This is a genomic window from Pseudoduganella albidiflava, assembly GCF_004322755.1.
GTDB classification, from domain to species: Bacteria; Pseudomonadota; Gammaproteobacteria; order Burkholderiales; family Burkholderiaceae_D; genus Rugamonas; species Rugamonas albidiflava.
In genome coordinates, this window is the sequence record NZ_CP036401.1 from 638,716 (window position 1) to 655,497 (window position 16,782).

Here is a 16,782-nt window from a genome sequence, read left to right on the forward strand (position 1 = left end):
ACACCCTGAAAGCCAGAGTTTGCATCTTTTGAGAGATTTCATGCCCCGCCTGATTCCCCTGCTGTTCGCCGTCACCCTCGCACCGCAAGCCCTGGCCGGCCCGGCCGAAGACCTGGTGGGCGCCGCCCGCGCGCAGATCGGCGTCACCCTCAGCTACGATCCCGCTTACCAGCGCATCGCCTATCCGAACGGCGACGTGCCGCGCGAGCGGGGTGTCTGCACCGATGTGGTCATCCGCGCCTATCGCGCCATCGGCATCGACCTGCAGCAGCGCGTGCACGAACAGCTGCGCGCAGCCGGGAAAGCCACCGACCGCAACATCGACCATCGCCGCGTGCCGAACCAGGCCGCCTTCTTCCGCCGCCACGGCACTTCGCTGCCGCCCAGCGCCAAGCCTGGCGACTATCGCCCCGGCGATGTCGTCACGTGGCGCCTGCAGGGGGGCCTGAATCATATCGGCATCGTTGCCGACCAGGTGTCGCCGGCCGGCACGCCGCTGGTGATCCACAATATCGGCTCGGGCGCGAAGCTGGAGGATGTCCTGTTTGCCTACCCGGTGACCGGGCACTATCGCTACCTGCCAGCGGCCCGGTAGATCAGGCGCTGTCCGCCTGCAGGCGCCGGCAGAATGCCGCCGTGGCTTCATCGGCCGGGAAGCACGACTCGATGAACACTTCGTCCAGCGTCACGTCGCGCGGCGTGCCGAAGGTCGTGATGGTGGAGAAGAATGCCAGCCGCGTGCCATGGTGCCCGAAGCACGTGGTGAGCACGGGCGCCGGTGCCGTGCCCAGCTCCCGGTGGCGCCAGTGCGCCGGCACGCCGGGATAGGCAAGCATTTCCTCGAGCAGGCCGGCGGCCCGGGTTTCGGCCCGCGTTTCGGCCCTGGCAGCGGCCACTTCGTTGTGCAGGTAGCGCAGCAGGCTGCCGGCGATCTCTTCCCAGTTCTCCACGGCGCCGCGCAAGTCGGCGGGATCGAAGAACTGGTGCAGCATGTTGGCGTGCCTGCTGTCGCGCCCATCGAGCAGGTAGCGGTTAAGCCGCTTCGCGGCCTGGTTCTCCATCAGGATGTCCCAGTGGCGGTTGCACAGGTAGGCCGGGTAGGGCTCCTGCTGGGCGAGGATGGCATCGACCGCGTAGCGTATCTGCGCCAGGCGTGGCGTATCCAGGCCGCTTTCCGGATACTTCGGCGCGAAACCGCCGGCCATGAACAGCGCATTGCGTTCCCGCAGCGGCACCGCCAGCGATTCGGCGAGCCGCACGATCATTTCCCGGCTCGGCTTCGAGCGGCCGGTTTCCACATAGCTCAGGTGCCGCGCCGAGACATCCGCGTGCAGTGCCAGGTCCAGCTGGGAGAGGCGCCGGAGCAGGCGCCATTCGCGCAGCATCGCGCCGACATCCGCGCCGGCCGCATAACTGATAGATCCGTTTTCCATCCCGCGATCTTAACCAATTGTCCAGCGCTGCTCCATAACCTGCGAGGTTATGGCGGCGCGCAATGCCCGGTAATTGATCGTTGCGCGGCATGGCGCGATGATCCGGTTCCCACCACGCCAAGCCTGAAGGAGCCTTGCATGAACCCATCGAACGAACTCGCCCGCCACTTCGCCGCCCTGCACCGCAAGGGAGAGCCGCTGGTGCTGTACAACGCCTGGGATGCCGGCAGCGCGAAAGCCATCGCCGGCGCCGGCGCACGGGCGATCGGCACCAGCAGCTGGGCCGTCGCCGCCGCGCATGGCTACGACGATGGCGAGGCGATTCCGCTGTCGCTGGTCGAGCAGGTGCTTGGCCGGATCGCCTGCTCGGTCGCGCTGCCGGTCACCGTCGATATCGAAGGCGGCTACAGCGCCGACCCGCAAGCCTGCGCGCACAACGTGTCCCTCCTGCTCGATCACGGCGTGGCCGGCATCAATGTCGAGGACCGGGTGATCGGCGGCGCCGGCCTGTACGGCATCGATGCGCAGTGCGAACGCATTGCCGCAATCCGCGCCATGGCCAGCGCACGCGGCGCCGACCTGTTCATCAATGCGCGAACGGACCTGTTCTTCGATGCGCAGGCCCGGCCCGGCGCATTGCTGGACGAAGCAAGGGAGCGCGCGGCCGCCTATGCCAGGGCGGGGGCCTCCGGCTTTTTCGTGCCCGGCCTGGTTGACCTGGCGCTGATCGGCGAACTGGCGGCCACCATCGCGCTGCCGCTGAACGTGATGGTCATGCCCGGCATGGCGGACAGCCGCAGCCTTGCCGAAGCGGGCGTCGCGCGCATCAGCCATGGCCCTGCGCCTTACCTGCTCGCGATGGAAGCCACGCGTGCGGCCGCGCAGGCCGTGCTGGGCCGGCAGGAATGAAACGGCACCGTGCCCCGTGAATGGAAACTTCCCGCTGGCACCACTGTTCGAACGCCTTCGAGATACTGCATATATATCCGGAGGCGCCATGGGCCCAGCAGGAATCGGGGCGTTGGCCGGGGCGATCGAGCCTTACCTTTCCAGCAGAATGTTCAGCATCCGGCGAAGCGGCTCCGCGGCCCCCCACAGCAGCTGGTCTCCTGTCGTCAGGACACTGTACAGATTGCTGCCGACGTTCAGCCGGCGCAGCCGGCCGACGGCGACCTTGAGCGAACCGCTGACCGCGGCAGGCGACAATCGCTGCATGCTGTCCGCTTTCGTATTCGGTACGAAATCAACCCATGCATGGGCAGTGCTGACCAGCGCCTCGAGCTCTCCGAGTGGCACATTCTCCTTCAACTGCAACGCTATCGCCGCCGAATGGCTTTGCAGCGCGCCGACGCGCACGCACAAGCCATCCACGGCGATCGTGCCGGGCGGCAGATTCAGGATCTTGTTTGTTTCAACCTCGCCTTTCCACTCCTCGCGGCTGCGGCCATCGCCAAGATCCGTATCGATCCATGGAATGATGCTCCCGGCCAGTGGCGCGCCGAACCGGGTTATCGGGAATGCCTCTTCATCCATCGCGCGGCGGGCACTTTCGAGCAGGCTCAGCACAGGTGTGGCCGGGTTGGCCAGCCCGGCACCTACCGCGGACGATACCTGCGACATCTGGCCCAACAACTCGCGGACATGGGCGGCGCCGGCACCGGAGGCCGCCTGGTACGTCATGACATTCATCCACTCGACCAGCCCGGCGCGGAAGAGTCCAGCCAGCCCGAGCAAGCTCAGCGTAATCGAGCAATTCCCGCCGATGAAATTCTTGATGCCGGCATCGAGTGCCCCGTCGATCTGGACACGGTTTACCGGATCGAGCACGATGACGGAATCGCTATCCATGCGTTTTGCCGAAGCCGCGTCGATCCAGTAGCCATCCCAGCCGCTTCCGCGCAGATCGGCATACACCGCCTTGGTGTAGTCGCCGCCCTGGCAGCTGATGACGATGTCCATTTCCGCCAGTTGCGCGATCGATTTTGCGTTGCGCAAGGTATGCGATTTGCCCTGTGCATCGATATGGATTTGCCCGACTGCGGACGTGCTGAAATAGTGCGGCGATATCTTCCCGAAATCGCCTTCCTGCGCCATCCGCCTGAGAAGTACCGATCCGACCATGCCACGCCAGCCTACCAACCCAACCTTTTTCACTGTTCCCCCATTTGCCTTGAATTCGGGCCATCGCCGGGCATCCGCGCACGCGCGGGCGCTCCGGTGGCCGCCATGCTGTCGATGTCGACCTGCCTGAAGAAGCTTATGAGTGGAAAGCGATACGCACAAACGATAAGATCTCACTTTAGCCATGAGAAAAAGTCACAGGTAAAGCAGATGCCACTCCCTCCGATGAAAGCCCTGGTCGCCTTCGAGGCGGCGGCACGCCTGCACAGCTTTACCAAGGCCGCCAATGAATTGCATCTCACGCATGGCGCGGTCAGCCGCCAGGTTGCGCTGCTTGAACAGCATTTCTGCAGGCCGCTTTTTGCCCGCATGGCGCGAGGCGTTACGCCGACCGAGGCCGGGCGCCGCCTGTACCAGACGGTGCAGGCGATGCTGGGCGACCTGGAAGTTCTGTCGCGCGAGTTGCGCGACGACGTTCCAGGCGGAGAAGTCAGCATCAGCATCACGCCGTCGTTCGGATCGCACTGGCTGCTGCCACGCCTTGCGCGGTTCAATGCATTGCATCCGCAAGTCACCGTGCAACTCGATGCCTCGCTGGCGCTGGCCAGGCTGGAGCGGTCACCGTTCGATTTTTCCGTGCGATATGGATCGGGAAACTGGGCCGGGATGCAGGCTGAGCTGCTGTTTCGGGATACGCTGACACCGGTATGCCGGCCGGACCTGCTGCCGCAGGTTGCAGCGCTGTGCGACGGCCGCCTCGAACTGCCGTTGCTGCATGATTCCAATGACATGCATTGGCGCGCGTGGCTCGAAGCGGCAGGCCGCGCGGACCTGCTTGGGCCGCACCGGGGTACCGTGTTCAATGACTACAATCTCGTGCTCGACGCGGCCCTCAATGGCATCGGCGTGGCAATGGGCAGGTCGGGCCTGGTCATGGATTTGCTGGCTTCCGGCCGCCTCGTCGCGCCGCTTGCCGACCTGGTGCCATCGCCGAGCGCGTTCTACCTCGTGAAGCCGCGACGCGCGTTGAGCAAGCCAGCGCAACTGCTCTGGGAATGGCTGAAGGACGCTGCAGCGGATGCGCGATACGGCCCTGCCGACCTTGCCGGCGCCACGCCCGCAGTAGAGCCGGTCAGCTAATCACCAGCCAGCGTGCATGGGATGGGCCGGGCAGCATGAAAAACGGCCCGGGCGCTCGCACGCCCGGGCCGTCGGATCCGGATCAGGACATCAGTGCGCGTGCGCTCCCGATGCGCCGATACCGGTTTCCGAACGCACTTCCTGCGCCTCGAAGCCGGCCTTGTCGATGGCGGCCCGCTTGCTCGAATCGGTCACCGAGAACAGCCAGATGCCGACGAAGCCCGCGGTCATCGAGAACAGTGCCGGCGAGGTGTACGGGAAGATCGCTTCGGCGTTCTGGAACACGTCGACCCACACCGATTTCGACAGCACGGTCAGCGTCACGGCGGTGATCAGGCCGAGGAAGCCGCCGACGGTGGCGCCGCGCGTGGTGCACTTGCTCCACAGGACCGACATGAACAGGACCGGGAAGTTGGCCGAGGCGGCGATGGCGAAGGCCAGCGACACCATGAAGGCGACGTTCTGCTTCTCGAACACGATGCCCAGCAACACGGCGATGACGCCGAGGACGATCGTGGTGAACTTCGACACGCGCAGTTCGCTGCCCGGCGCCGGCTTGCCTTTCTTGATCACGGTGGCGTACAGGTCGTGCGACACGGCCGACGCGCCGGACAAAGTCAGGCCGGCCACCACCGCCAGGATGGTGGCGAAGGCCACGGCCGAGATGAAGCCCAGGAAGATGTCGCCACCGACGGCGTTCGCCAGGTGCACGGCGGCCATGTTGTTACCGCCCAGCAGGGCGCCGGCGGCATCCTTGAAGACCGGGTTGGTACCGACCAGCACGATGGCGCCGAAGCCGATGATGAACACCAGCACATAGAAGTAGCCGATCCAGGTGGTGGCCCACAGCACGGACTTGCGCGCTTCCTTGGCGCTCGGTACCGTGAAGAAGCGCATCAGGATGTGCGGCAGGCCGGCGGTGCCGAACATCAGCGCCATGCCGAACGAAATGCCGGAAATCGGATCCTTGATGAAGCCGCCCGGGCCCATGATGGCGTCGCCCTTGGCATGCACTTCCACGGCCTTGCCGAACAGCGCCGACGGGCTGAAGTCATACAGCGCCAGCACGGCGAACGCCATGTAGCTGGTGGCGCCCAGCAGCATCACGGCCTTGATGATCTGCACCCAGGTGGTGGCCGTCATGCCGCCGAACAGCACGTACACCATCATCAGCACGCCGACCAGCACCACGGCGATCCAGTAGTCCAGGCCGAACAGCAGCTTGATCAGCTGGCCGGCACCGACCATCTGGGCGATCAGGTAGAACAGCACCACGACCAGCGTGCCGGATGCCGCGAACATGCGCACCGGCTTCTGGGCGAAGCGGTAGGCGGCCACGTCGGCGAAGGTGAAGCGGCCCAGGTTGCGCAGGCGCTCGGCCATCAGGAAGGTGAGCACCGGCCAGCCGACCAGGAAGCCGATCGCGTAGATCAGGCCATCGAAGCCGCTGACGAACACGGCGGCCGAAATACCGAGGAAGGACGCGGCCGACATGAAGTCGCCGGCGATCGCCAGGCCGTTCTGGAAGCCGGTGATGCCGCCGCCAGCCGTGTAGAAGTCCGATGCCGAACGGGTGCGCTTGGCGGCCCACTTGGTGATGAACAGCGTCAGCAGCACGAACGCCGCGAACATGGCGATCGCGGTCCAGTTGGTGGCTTGCTTGGTGGCTTCGCCCAGGTCGGGCGCGGCCAGGGCACTGCCGGCCACGGCCAGGCAGGCCAGGGCGGCGGCGGTACGGGTCACGGGGCGGTTCATGCGCGCACCTCTTTCGGTGCGGCATTGGCGGCGCCGGTCGAGGAAGCCTGGCCGGCGGCGGCGTTGGCGTGGATGGCGTCGGTCAGCGCGTCGAACTCGCGGTTGGCGCGGCGCACGTAGATGGCCGTGACAGCCACCGTGAACAGGATGACGAACAGCCCGAGCGGCACGCCGCGGGACATCACGCCGTCGCCGATCTTGGCGGCCATGAATTCCTTGTCGAACGCATTCAGCGCGGTGAAACCGTAATAGGCGATCATTACGGCCCAGGTCAGCATCCACCCGTAACGCGAGCGGGTCTTGACCAGTTTCTGGTAATTGGGGTCGGCCTTGACCCGTCGAACCATGTCTTGTTCCATTTTTTGTCTCCAATAATTTTATGAGGCACAGCTTATTAAGATAAGTCGGCTATGGTTGATCCTAAGTACCCTTGCTTACCATATGCTTACGCTATAGAAAATCGATGGTGCCTGGCCTTTTGTGCCGGGCGGTTACAAGAACTGCGGCGTAAGCGGGGGACGGTATCGCCTCCGCCGCGCATGCCTTACCATCGCCATTTCCAGTGATAAGTAGTGATATAAGCAGTAATAACCAGAACGGGAACGACCTCCATGAAAACCATCATCCGCGGCCAGAAAACCAAACTGTCCGACCTTGGCCTGGGCTCCGCCTTCAACGTGACGATCGACCTGCCGGCCAGCGGCATGTCGGTCGACCTATCGTGCTTCGGTCTCGATGCGGCCGGCAAACTGGCCGACGACCGCTACATGATTTTCTTTAACCAGCTGGCCAGTCCCGAAGGGGCGATCCGCGTGAACCTGTCCGGTTCGCGGGCGCAGTTCCAGCTGAACCTGGATGCGCTGCCGGCCGCCATCGACAAGCTGGTCTTCACCGGCGCGATCGATGGGAGCGGCACCATGCGCGGCATCGGCAGCGGCGCCATGGTGCTGGGCGAGGCGGCCACGTTCGCGCTGTCCGGCGCCGACTTCCAGGAAGAAAAGGCCGTGATGCTGGGCGAGCTGTATCGCAAGGATGGCCAGTGGCGCTTCGGTGCCGTGGGCCAGGGCTTCAATGGCGGCCTGTCCGCGCTGCTGGCGCACTTCGGCGGCACCGAGGCTGCCGCTGCGTCCACACCTGCGCCGGCACCCGCGGCAGCACCGACACCGGCACCGGCACCCAAGGTGTCGCTGTCGAAAGTCACGCTGGAAAAACGCGGCGACAAGGTATCGCTGGCCAAGGGCGCATCGCGCCGCGGCTTTGGCCGCATCCGCGTCAACCTGAACTGGAACCGCAATCCTTCCGGCGTGCAGCCGGAGCAGAAGAGCGGCGGCCTGTTCGGCATGCTCGGTGGCGCCCTGCGGCCGAAAGGCGCGAACGGTGTCGACCTGGACCTGGGCTGCCTGTACGAATTGGCCGATGGCACGCCGGGCGGCGTGCAGGCACTGGGCGACTCGTGGGGCAGCTTCGACAGCCGGCCGTTCATCAAGCTCGATAGCGACGACCGCACCGGCACCAGCACCAACGGCGAGAACCTGTTCATCAACGGCGACCAGTTCGACCAGATCAAGCGCATCCTCGTGTTCACGTTCATCTACCAGGGCGTGCCGAACTGGGCCGCCACCGATGGCGTCGTCACGATCGAGGTGCCGGACAATGCGCCGGTCGAAGTGCGGCTCGACCACGGCGGCGCCGGCGGCATGTGCGCCATCGCGTCGATCGAGAACCGCAACGGCCAGCTGCAGGTCACCAAGCTGGTGGACTACATCGTCTCGGACGGCAAGATGAGCAACCACGAGGCGATGGACCGGAAGTACGGCTTCGGCCTGCGCTGGGCGCGCGGCAGCAAGGGCTAGGCAGCGCGCCTTTTGCCTCGCCGCCAGTAGCCAATGCTGATAAGCATGATATCCGGCGCCATATAAGCCGGCCGGCTTCTGGCGGTACATTCTCTTCCGCCACTGTCGAATTCGACAGCACTCTTCCTCACGCTGCGCACCGGCCGTCACGCCGGTTCAACAACAGTACAGACACTGACACCACGTTGGGACGACACGCCATGGCCGCCAGGAACGGCCATGCGGGTACGCCTGCGCGCAAGAACCGGAGAGGGCTGGCAGCCCGGCAGGGAGAACTTCTGCATCCACTGACAAGGTGCGACCACAGCACCGCATCACAGCACCATAACAACCCAACATTGGAGACACCATGAACAAAGCACGTCTGTCATGCCTGACCGCCGCGATCGCCGCCGCCCTGGCCGCCACCGCCGCGACGGCCGCGCCCTCCGCGCAGGCCAGCCAGCAAAACCAGCAGCAGCAACAGCAGCAGGGCAGCGTGGCGTACCGCGCCGCCGTCCTGCACTTCACCGGCGATCCGTCGGCCACCCAGCAGTCGTACGAGTACTACGAGGATGGCGTGCTGCTGGTGGGCGCGGACGGCAAGGTCAAGGCCATCGGTCCGGCCAGCACCGTGCTGTCGAACCACCAGAACGTGCAGGTGGTCGATTACCGCGGCCGCCTGATCGTGCCGGGCTTCATCGACAGCCATGTGCACTACCCGCAGACGGAAATGATCGGTTCCTTCGGCGAGCAGCTGCTGGAGTGGCTGAACACCTACACCTTCCCCACCGAAAAGCAGTTCGGCAACAAGGACTATGCGAAAGGTGTCGCCAAGACCTTCGTCAACGAACTGGTGAAGAACGGCACCACCACCGCGCTGGTGATGGCGACCGTGCATCCGGAATCGGTCGACGCGCTGTTCGAGGAAGCGGCAAAGCGCAACATGCGTATCATCGCCGGCAAGGTGATGATGGACCGGAACGCGCCCGACTACCTGCTCGATACGGCACAAACCTCGTATGCCGATTCGAAGACGCTGATCAACCGCTGGCACAAGCGCGGCCGCGCGCTGTATGCCGTCACGCCGCGCTTCGCGCCGACTTCCACGCCGGAACAACTGACCATGGCCGGCAAGCTGCTGCAGGAATACCCGGACGTGTACATGCACACCCACCTGTCCGAGAACAAGGGCGAGATCGCCTGGGTGCAGGAACTGTTCCCGTCGTCCACCGGCTACCTGAACGTGTACGACAGCTTCGGCCTGTCGCGCAAGCGTTCGGTGTATGCGCATGGCGTGCACCTGCGTGACGACGAATTCGCCTCGCTGGCGAAGACCGGCTCGGCCATCGCATTCTGCCCCACCTCGAACCTGTTCCTGGGCAGCGGCCTGTTCGACCTGCAGGCCGCCGAAAAGCATGGCGTGAAAGTGGGCATGGGCACCGACGTGGGCGCCGGCACCAGCTTCTCGGCGCTGCGCACGATGGGCGAGGCCTACAAGGTGATCCAGCTGCACAAGGCCTTCACGGACACCCCGGCCGAGAAGAAGCCGCTGACCGCCCTGAAGTCGTTCTACCTGTCCACGCTGGGCGCGGCCAAGGCACTCGACCTGGACGACCGGATCGGCAGCTTCAAGGCCGGCAACGAGGCCGACTTCGTCGTGCTCAATCCGAATGCCACCGAGCTGCTGAAGTTCCGTTCGGCGCGCGCCACCACGCTGGAAGAAAAGCTGTTCGTGCTGCAAACGCTGGGCGACGACCGCACGGTGGAGCGCACCTACATCATGGGCAAGCGCCAGGATGTGGCGGCCAGCGGCAACAAGCGCTAGTAAGGGTTACGAAGAGGCGGCAAGCGCCAATAAAAGCCGCAAAGACCGGAAATGGCAGTAACGGCGCTAAGTAAAGCGTTACCCGAAACATTGGAAGCGCATGCATTCACCCCAACAGCGAAGGGCAGGGGTCAGACCCGCCGGGTCTGACCCCGGAATTTGCACTTGGGGTGAGCTCTTCCAAACAGCGTTTAGGGAATGCCAGCGGATTCGCCGCCATGCCCGGCTACCCGCACGCGGCCTAGGCAGGCTTGCGTGCCGTCTTCTTCGCCGTCGCCGCGTTGTGCGCGATCGCCGCCTTGACGAGCGCCTGCAAGGCGGCGGCATCGATCGTCGTGCCCTCGTGGATATCGATGGCGCGCCGCGTGTTGCCGTCCAGGCTGGAATTGAACAGGCCGGCCGGATCGGCCAGCGCGGCGCCCTTGGCGAACGTCAGCTTCACGGCTTTCTTGTAGGTTTCGCCGGTGCACAGGATGCCGCCGTGCGACCACACGGGCACATTCCATTTCCACTCCTCGACCACGCCCGGATCGGCCTGGCGGATCACGTCGCGCACGCGGGCCAGCGCGGCGCCGCGCCAGTCGGCCAGTTCGTGGATGCGCGCGTCGATCAGGTCGGTGGGGGAGGGGGCCGCGGCCGCATCGTTCATGTCATGGTCTCCTTGGTTGGTTGGTTGGTTGGTTGGTTGGACATCGCGCGGCCAATATACGCGTTTCATCGTCCCCGGGCGACAGGCGGCGCATCCACATTTCCATGGGCCAATATCAGCGCGCACACCCTGGCACTTTCCGGTGTGACCTACACGCCATGCCATACCCATCATGCCTGAAATTGTATACAAAATCTGTTGACAACTTTTTCGCGACTGGGCACCATGACTTCCCATCCAACCTGCCAAAGAGCAGTGCCGGGGCACCTGGAAAACCGTCCAGGCAGCGCGGCGCCGATAAGCTCGGCTTGCGCTGCCAGCCGAAGCCGGCGCCCGACGGGGGCGCCGGCGACGGCAACGGTTCAACTCACACGCCCGGCCTCGACCTGACCAGCGGACGCGACGATCCGCCAGCGAGGCATGCCGAACAGAACGCAAGTTCAACCACAACATCTTGGAGACACAGATGAACAACCTGCTCTACCAGGTGGACGACCGTCCGCCGATGCTCACCACTGTTTTGCTGGCCGCCCAGCATATGCTTGCCGCGCTGGGCGGGATCATCGCCGTGCCCCTGGTGATCGGCGCCGTGCTGAAACTGCCGGCCGACCAGATCGTCGCACTCGTCAACGCGGCGCTGCTCGGCTCCGGCATCGTCACCATCATCCAGTGCAAGGGCGTGGGGCCGGTCGGCATCCGCCTGCCCTGCGTGATGGGTACCAGCTTCGCCTTCGTCGGCGCCGCCATCAGCATCGGCTTCGAGCACGGCGTGCCCGGCATCCTCGGTTCGTCGCTGGCCGGTTCGGCGATCATGATCGTCGGCAGCTTCTTCATGCCGCAGATCCGCAAGCTGTTCCCGCACACCGTCACGGCCGTCGTCGTCACGATGATCGGCCTGTCGCTGGTGCCGGTCGCGATCGACTGGGCCGCCGGCGGCAAGGGCGCCGCCAACTACGCCGCGCCGATCAACCTGGGCATCGCGCTGTTCGTGCTGGTGACCGTGATCGGCCTGGTGCAGTTCGGCAAAGGCATCATCTCCGCCGCCGCCGTCGTGATCGGCATGGCCATCGGCTATATCGTCTGCCTGGCGCTGGGCCTGGTCGATTTCAGCTCGGTTGCCAAGGCCACCACCTTCGCGCTGCCACAACCGCTGCAATACGGCATGACCTTCCCGATCAGCGGCATCCTCGCCATGGGCCTGGCCTACGTGGTCACGATCGTGGAAACCACCGGCACCTTCATGGCGCTGGGCACGGCCACCAACACGAAAGTACGCGGCAAGCACCTGTGCCGCGGCGTGCTGTGCGATGGCCTGGGCTCGGCCTTCGTGTCCGTGCTGGGCAGCCCGGCCGTGTCGACCTTTGCTCAGAACGTCGGCGTGATCTCGCTGACCGGCGTGGCCAGCCGCCACGTGGTGGCGCTGACCGGCGCGTTCCTGCTGCTGGCCGGCCTGTTCCCGGTTCTGGGCGCCGTCGTGGTCACGATTCCCCAGCCGGTGCTGGGCGGTGCCGGCCTGATGATGTTCGCCATGATCCTGGCCGCCGGCGTGCAGATGCTGGCCAGCATGGAGCACAACAAGCGCAACGGCCTGATCATCGCCGTGTCGCTGGGTTGCGGCCTGGCCGTCAGCGCCCGTCCGGAACTGCTGGCGAAGATGCCGGCCATCGTCAGCGAGATCTTCGGTTCGGGCATCAGCACCGGCGCCATCGTCGCCGTGCTGCTGAACCTGGTGCTGCCGGGCCGCGAAGCGGAAGCGCACGACGAGGAGTCCGAAGAACCGCCTCAACCGCTGCTGGTCAAAAACATCGAGGCGGCGTAAGCTTCCTCTCCTGACGCCGCGCGGCCAACGAAAGGCCGCGCGGTTTTTTCGACATTGTTTCCGCGGTGCCGTAGTGCGAACCACTAGCATTGTTTCCGCAGTGTCATACTCCTTGATGGAATCAATGACATGACCAAAACACTGCTGATCAAGAATGCCCGCGTCGTCGTGACGATGGACGACGACCGCCGCGAAATCGACGATGGCGCCATCTTCGTGCGCGGCAACGTCATCGAAGCGGTCGGCGCCACCGCCGACCTGCCGCAAACGGCGGACGAGGTGATCGACGCCACCGGCCAGGTCGTCATGCCCGGCCTCGTCAATACCCACCACCACATGTACCAGAGCCTGACGCGCGTGATCCCCGCCGCGCAGAACGGCGAGCTGTTCAACTGGCTGACCAACCTGTACCCGATCTGGGCCAACCTCACCGGCGAGATGGTGCATGTCTCCACCCTCACGGCGATGTCGGAACTGATCCTGTCCGGCTGCACCACCAGCAGCGACCACCTGTACATCTACCCGAACGATTGCCGGCTGGAAGACAGCATCGAGGCCGCGCAGAAGATCGGCATGCGCTTCCATGCCGCGCGCGGCGCGATGAGCGTGGGGCAGTCGAAGGGCGGCCTGCCGCCGGACGCCGTGGTCGAGGAGGAAGCGGCGATCCTGAAGGATACCCAGCGCCTGATCGAAACCTTCCACGATGCCGGCCGCCATGCGATGCAGCGCATCGTGGTGGCGCCGTGCTCGCCGTTTTCCGTGTCGCGCGAGCTGATGAAGGAAGCGGCCAGCCTGGCGCGCAGCTACGGCGTGTCGCTGCACACGCACCTGGCGGAAAACGTCAACGACATCGCCTACAGCCGCGAGAAGTTCAACATGACGCCGGCCCAGTACGCAGAGGATTGCGGCTGGGTCGGCCACGACGTGTGGCATGCCCACTGCGTGCAGCTGGACGACGACGGCGTGTACATGTTCGGCCGCACCGGCACGGGGATCGCGCACTGCCCGTGCTCGAACATGCGCCTGGCTTCCGGCATCGCGCCGATCCGCAAGATGATCGATGCCGGCGTGCCGGTCGGGCTGGGCGTGGATGGCTGCGCGTCGAACGATGCCGGCCACATGCTGGGCGAGGCGCGCCAGGCGATGCTGCTGCAGCGCGTCGGTTTCGGTCCGGATGCGATGACGGCGCGCCAGGCGCTGGAAATCGCCACGCTGGGCGGCGCGAAAGTGCTGAACCGGGATGATATCGGCGCATTGAAGCCGGGCATGTCGGCCGACATCGTCACCTTCCGGCTCGACCAGATCGGCTTTGCCGGCGCGCTGCACGATCCGGTCGCGGCGCTGGTGTTCTGCACGCCGTCGAACGTCACGCACAGCGTCATCAACGGCAAGGTGGTGGTGCGCGACGGCCAGCTGCAAACGGTCGACCTGCCGGTGGTGATCGAGCGGCACAATGCGCTGGCCAGCGAGCTGGCGCTGAAGACGGGTACGCGCAAAGCCGCCTGAGCCGGGGAGCCGCGAGGGTGAGCACTGGCTCGTGATGCGAAAAGCGGCGCCCGGGGCGCCGCTCGACTCGTCCAGAAGGTGCTCCCCGGCCGGATTACTTCAGCAACGCCGACACCAGATCTTTTTCGACCTGGGTACCGCTATCGAAGCGCAGCGCCGCTTCCACGTGGGTGAGGTGATCGAGCATCACCCGCGCCGCCAGGTCGGCGTCGCCGGAGCGCGCGGCGGCGATGAAGTCAGCGTGTTCGTCGGCCGAGCAGGCCGCATCCCGGTCGGACTGGTACAGCATCGTGATGAGCGAGCTGCGCGCCACCAGTTCATGCAGCATCTCGCGCACCACGTCGTTGCCCACCACTTCGGCCAGCACCACGTGGAAATCGCCCAGCAGGCGCGAGCGCACCTTGTGGTCGCCTTCCAGCGAGCGGCGCTCCGCTTCCAGGTGCTTTTCCAGCTTGCGGTAGTCGGCCGCGGTGGCCTTGGCGACGAATTCGCGGGCCAGCGCGCCCTCGATGATGCGCCGCGCGGCAAAGATGTCGCGCGATTCCTTTTCGCTGGGCTGGCTGACGAATGCGCCCTTGTCCGGCACGATGCGGATCAGCTTGTCCTTGGACAGGATCAGCAGCGCGGCACGGATCTTGGTGCGGCTGACATGGTAGAGGCGTGACAGTGCTTCCTCGCGCAGCTTGGTGCCTGGGGGGAGCTTGCGCGCCGCGATGGCTGAAGCGATATCGTCGGCAATGTCGTTCGAGCTCGCACCGCTGCTCTGCTTTTCTTCTGTGGCTGCGATGGACGCTGACATGGAGATCGGACAGTGGATGATCCGCAATCATACATGCGCGCGCATATATTGGCTATCTCGCAAGGTATCTGTTCAGGCGGCCACCGTCATGATTGCCCGTGCCCGGGCATTCCGCCGCTGGCCGCCGCCCGGCGCGACCCCGCACCGCCTACCGCGATTTGCCCAGCACGTCCTTCCGGAACCAGTCTTCCAGCATCTGTTTCTCGTGGCTGTACTGCTCGTTGTTCCAGCGATTCGAGCCCATCAGGTAATTCGGGTCGGCCAGCTTCGGCTCGCCGCTCTTGACCACCTTGCCATCCTGCTCGATGGTGTAGCGGAAATGCATGCGCGGCCAGTCGGCACGGCCCTTCAGCACGCGCACGTCCTGGATCGCCACGCGGGGGAACTGGTCGCCGGCCAGGTCGATGTCGAGGAATTCCACATTCAGCTGCTGGCCCGCCGGTAATTGCTTCGACAGCAACTCCAGGTGCTCCCGGAAGTGGATTTCCATCGATTCCCGGTCGGTCGAGAACCGCGGCACATCGGTCATCTTCGCGGTTTCCACATAAGTCACCTTGGCACCGGCACTGGCCACGCTGGACGCTGCCAGCAGCACGGCAACGCCTGCCATGCGTATGAATTTCTTCATGATAAAAGTCCTTTTCGATTCGTGTACCGAATATACGCCCATTCCGCCAGGCTTCAATCGCGGCAAAGTACCCGATGTAACACGATGTGACAGCGGCCCGTACGCCGCTTCCCGGCACACAAAAAAAACGGTGACAGTCACCATTTTCCAGGAAATGTTTCTTCAAAAATGGTGACTGTCACCGTTTTTCGCGCAACATTTCGGTACGGTGGCGGTGCTGGTGCACCAGCCGGAGAAGCCGGCCGCACCGCTTTGACGCGGGATGGGCCCCGGGCATGGCGAAACGCTGGAAAAGTTGTTGGCACGAAAATCGCATAACGATCGATGGAAAACAACGTCCGGGGAGGAGCATGACACTGCAGCAATTGCGCGACTTCGTGGCCGTCATCGAGCACGGCGGCTATCGGGCGGCGTCGCGGGCGCTGCGCGTATCCCAGGCCGCGCTGACGAAAAGCGTGCTCAAGCTCGAGGCCGCGCACGGCGTGGAGCTGGTGCTGCGCCTGCAATCGGGCGTCCTGCTGACGGAGCCGGGGCGGCAATTGCTCAGCTACGCGCGGGCCATCCTGCGCGACGTCGACGATGCGATGGCCATGCTCGATGCGAAACGGCTGGCCGAACGCATCACGGTCGTGGTCGGCGCCAGCCTCGATCCGGCGCTCACCCTGGTGCCCCGCGTCGCCGAGGATTTCAAGCGCCGCAACCAGCAGGCCAACGTGCATATCCAGCAGGGCGCGCCGGGCGACCTGGTGGACATGCTGCGCGAAGGGCGCCTGGACCTCGTCGTGTCCGAGCTGCCCGGCGGGCTGAACACCGGCAACCTGTGTGTCGAGCCGATCTACCGGGAAGCGCTGTTCATCGCCTGCCGCGGCGGCCCGGCGGATGCGGCCGATGGCGCCGCGCTGGCCGAGCGGCCCTGGCTGGTGCTCGGCGAGACCAACAGTGCCAGGCACCCGCAGGATGCGCTGCGCGAGGTGTTCGCGCGCTGGGGCTGGCGCATGCCGGCCACCGTATACTCGTCCAGTTCACTGATCGCGGCGCTCGACCAGGTCGCCAGCACCGATACCTGCTGCCTGCTGCCCGAGCGCGTCTTCAGCCACCCGGTCGCGGCGCGGCGCATCCACAAGATGTCGGTGGCGGGCCAGCCGGTGGCCGAGCGCGAAGTGGCCATCATCACCAAGGGTTCGCGCCAGCCGCATGGCGGCGTGGCCGAATTCGTGTCGATGACGAAGTCGCTGGCGCGCATCCGCGATCTCGCTTTCGCCTGAACGCGCG

15 protein-coding genes are annotated in these 16,782 nt (G+C 65.1%); 8 read left to right on the plus strand and 7 right to left on the minus strand.

The genetic code is table 11. The features are described from left to right. Positions 1 to 40: 40 nt before the first annotated feature. Positions 41 to 595 carry a DUF1287 domain-containing protein gene (locus tag EYF70_RS02800; RefSeq protein WP_131144038.1) on the plus strand — a complete coding sequence of 185 codons (555 nt, stop codon included), beginning with the start codon at positions 41 to 43 and terminating at the stop codon, positions 593 to 595. Between the two features lies 1 nt (position 596). On the opposite strand, the gene EYF70_RS02805 is transcribed toward EYF70_RS02800, so the two are convergent. Then, entirely contained in the window at positions 597 to 1,433 is an 837-nt protein-coding gene (locus tag EYF70_RS02805; protein ID WP_131144039.1) for an MmyB family transcriptional regulator, read from the minus strand. A 138-nt stretch (positions 1,434 to 1,571) separates the two neighbouring features. On the opposite strand from EYF70_RS02805, the gene EYF70_RS02810 reads away from it, so the two are divergent. Beyond that, complete coding sequence (locus EYF70_RS02810) at positions 1,572 to 2,342, plus strand: isocitrate lyase/PEP mutase family protein (protein ID WP_131144040.1); 771 nt, start codon at positions 1,572 to 1,574, stop codon at positions 2,340 to 2,342. Between the two features lie 132 nt (positions 2,343 to 2,474). Here EYF70_RS02810 and asd read toward each other — a convergent pair whose 3' ends face one another. After that, complete coding sequence (gene asd, locus EYF70_RS02815) at positions 2,475 to 3,554, minus strand: aspartate-semialdehyde dehydrogenase (protein WP_229420676.1); 1,080 nt, start codon at positions 3,552 to 3,554, stop codon at positions 2,475 to 2,477. A gap of 225 nt (positions 3,555 to 3,779) precedes the next feature. On the opposite strand from asd, the gene EYF70_RS02820 reads away from it, so the two are divergent. Beyond that, positions 3,780 to 4,694: a LysR substrate-binding domain-containing protein gene (locus EYF70_RS02820; protein ID WP_165497561.1), complete on the plus strand. Its 915-nt coding sequence runs from the start codon at positions 3,780 to 3,782 to the stop codon at positions 4,692 to 4,694. Between the two features lie 90 nt (positions 4,695 to 4,784). On the opposite strand, the gene EYF70_RS02825 is transcribed toward EYF70_RS02820, so the two are convergent. Both EYF70_RS02825 and EYF70_RS02830 read right to left on the minus strand, forming a co-directional pair. Next, on the minus strand, positions 4,785 to 6,449 hold the full coding sequence (locus EYF70_RS02825; RefSeq protein WP_131144043.1) for a cation acetate symporter: 1,665 nt from the start codon (positions 6,447 to 6,449) through the stop codon (positions 4,785 to 4,787). Next, entirely contained in the window at positions 6,446 to 6,808 is a 363-nt protein-coding gene (locus EYF70_RS02830; protein WP_131144044.1) for a DUF485 domain-containing protein, read from the minus strand. The genes EYF70_RS02825 and EYF70_RS02830 overlap by 4 nt, the downstream gene beginning before the upstream one ends. Before the next feature lie 252 nt (positions 6,809 to 7,060). Between EYF70_RS02830 and EYF70_RS02835 the strand changes: the two genes are divergently transcribed. Continuing rightward, entirely contained in the window at positions 7,061 to 8,302 is a 1,242-nt protein-coding gene (locus tag EYF70_RS02835) for a TerD family protein (protein ID WP_131144045.1), read from the plus strand. A 349-nt stretch (positions 8,303 to 8,651) separates the two neighbouring features. Then, positions 8,652 to 10,109, plus strand: coding sequence for a guanine deaminase (gene guaD / locus EYF70_RS02840; RefSeq protein WP_131144046.1), 1,458 nt, complete (start codon positions 8,652 to 8,654; stop codon positions 10,107 to 10,109). Positions 10,110 to 10,350: 241 nt separating this feature from the next. Here guaD and EYF70_RS02845 read toward each other — a convergent pair whose 3' ends face one another. Beyond that, positions 10,351 to 10,758 (minus strand): DUF1801 domain-containing protein, encoded by a 408-nt coding sequence (locus EYF70_RS02845; protein ID WP_131144047.1) that lies wholly within the window; start codon positions 10,756 to 10,758, stop codon positions 10,351 to 10,353. Positions 10,759 to 11,224: 466 nt separating this feature from the next. Here EYF70_RS02845 and EYF70_RS02850 point away from each other — a divergent pair, with 466 nt between their 5' ends. Together EYF70_RS02850 and EYF70_RS02855 are read left to right on the plus strand one after the other, a co-directional pair. Then, the gene (locus EYF70_RS02850; RefSeq protein ID WP_131144048.1) at positions 11,225 to 12,577 is read left to right on the plus strand and encodes a uracil-xanthine permease family protein; all 1,353 of its coding nucleotides are present in this window, start codon (positions 11,225 to 11,227) and stop codon (positions 12,575 to 12,577) included. A 129-nt stretch (positions 12,578 to 12,706) separates the two neighbouring features. Continuing rightward, positions 12,707 to 14,083, plus strand: coding sequence for an 8-oxoguanine deaminase (locus EYF70_RS02855; RefSeq protein WP_131144049.1), 1,377 nt, complete (start codon positions 12,707 to 12,709; stop codon positions 14,081 to 14,083). 94 nt (positions 14,084 to 14,177) lie between these two features. Here EYF70_RS02855 and EYF70_RS02860 read toward each other — a convergent pair whose 3' ends face one another. Together EYF70_RS02860 and EYF70_RS02865 are read right to left on the minus strand one after the other, a co-directional pair. Beyond that, positions 14,178 to 14,882, minus strand: coding sequence for a GntR family transcriptional regulator (locus EYF70_RS02860; RefSeq protein ID WP_131144050.1), 705 nt, complete (start codon positions 14,880 to 14,882; stop codon positions 14,178 to 14,180). A gap of 148 nt (positions 14,883 to 15,030) precedes the next feature. Continuing rightward, positions 15,031 to 15,510, minus strand: coding sequence for a DUF3016 domain-containing protein (locus tag EYF70_RS02865; RefSeq protein WP_165497562.1), 480 nt, complete (start codon positions 15,508 to 15,510; stop codon positions 15,031 to 15,033). Between the two features lie 350 nt (positions 15,511 to 15,860). Between EYF70_RS02865 and EYF70_RS02870 the strand changes: the two genes are divergently transcribed. After that, positions 15,861 to 16,775 (plus strand): LysR family transcriptional regulator, encoded by a 915-nt coding sequence (locus tag EYF70_RS02870; protein ID WP_165497563.1) that lies wholly within the window; start codon positions 15,861 to 15,863, stop codon positions 16,773 to 16,775. Positions 16,776 to 16,782: the final 7 nt, after the last annotated feature.

What these genes read in the sequence shown, in the direction of transcription:
- EYF70_RS02800 (WP_131144038.1), top strand. Translation starts at nt 41, where the DNA reads ATGCCCCGCCTGATTCCCCTGCTGTTCGCCGTCACCCTCGCACCGCAA.
- EYF70_RS02805 (WP_131144039.1), bottom strand. Translation starts at nt 1,433, where the DNA reads ATGGAAAACGGATCTATCAGTTATGCGGCCGGCGCGGATGTCGGCGCG.
- EYF70_RS02810 (WP_131144040.1), top strand. Translation starts at nt 1,572, where the DNA reads ATGAACCCATCGAACGAACTCGCCCGCCACTTCGCCGCCCTGCACCGC.
- asd (WP_229420676.1), bottom strand. Translation starts at nt 3,554, where the DNA reads ATGGTCGGATCGGTACTTCTCAGGCGGATGGCGCAGGAAGGCGATTTC.
- EYF70_RS02820 (WP_165497561.1), top strand. Translation starts at nt 3,780, where the DNA reads ATGAAAGCCCTGGTCGCCTTCGAGGCGGCGGCACGCCTGCACAGCTTT.
- EYF70_RS02825 (WP_131144043.1), bottom strand. Translation starts at nt 6,449, where the DNA reads ATGAACCGCCCCGTGACCCGTACCGCCGCCGCCCTGGCCTGCCTGGCC.
- EYF70_RS02830 (WP_131144044.1), bottom strand. Translation starts at nt 6,808, where the DNA reads ATGGAACAAGACATGGTTCGACGGGTCAAGGCCGACCCCAATTACCAG.
- EYF70_RS02835 (WP_131144045.1), top strand. Translation starts at nt 7,061, where the DNA reads ATGAAAACCATCATCCGCGGCCAGAAAACCAAACTGTCCGACCTTGGC.
- guaD (WP_131144046.1), top strand. Translation starts at nt 8,652, where the DNA reads ATGAACAAAGCACGTCTGTCATGCCTGACCGCCGCGATCGCCGCCGCC.
- EYF70_RS02845 (WP_131144047.1), bottom strand. Translation starts at nt 10,758, where the DNA reads ATGAACGATGCGGCCGCGGCCCCCTCCCCCACCGACCTGATCGACGCG.
- EYF70_RS02850 (WP_131144048.1), top strand. Translation starts at nt 11,225, where the DNA reads ATGAACAACCTGCTCTACCAGGTGGACGACCGTCCGCCGATGCTCACC.
- EYF70_RS02855 (WP_131144049.1), top strand. Translation starts at nt 12,707, where the DNA reads ATGACCAAAACACTGCTGATCAAGAATGCCCGCGTCGTCGTGACGATG.
- EYF70_RS02860 (WP_131144050.1), bottom strand. Translation starts at nt 14,882, where the DNA reads ATGTCAGCGTCCATCGCAGCCACAGAAGAAAAGCAGAGCAGCGGTGCG.
- EYF70_RS02865 (WP_165497562.1), bottom strand. Translation starts at nt 15,510, where the DNA reads ATGAAGAAATTCATACGCATGGCAGGCGTTGCCGTGCTGCTGGCAGCG.
- EYF70_RS02870 (WP_165497563.1), top strand. Translation starts at nt 15,861, where the DNA reads ATGACACTGCAGCAATTGCGCGACTTCGTGGCCGTCATCGAGCACGGC.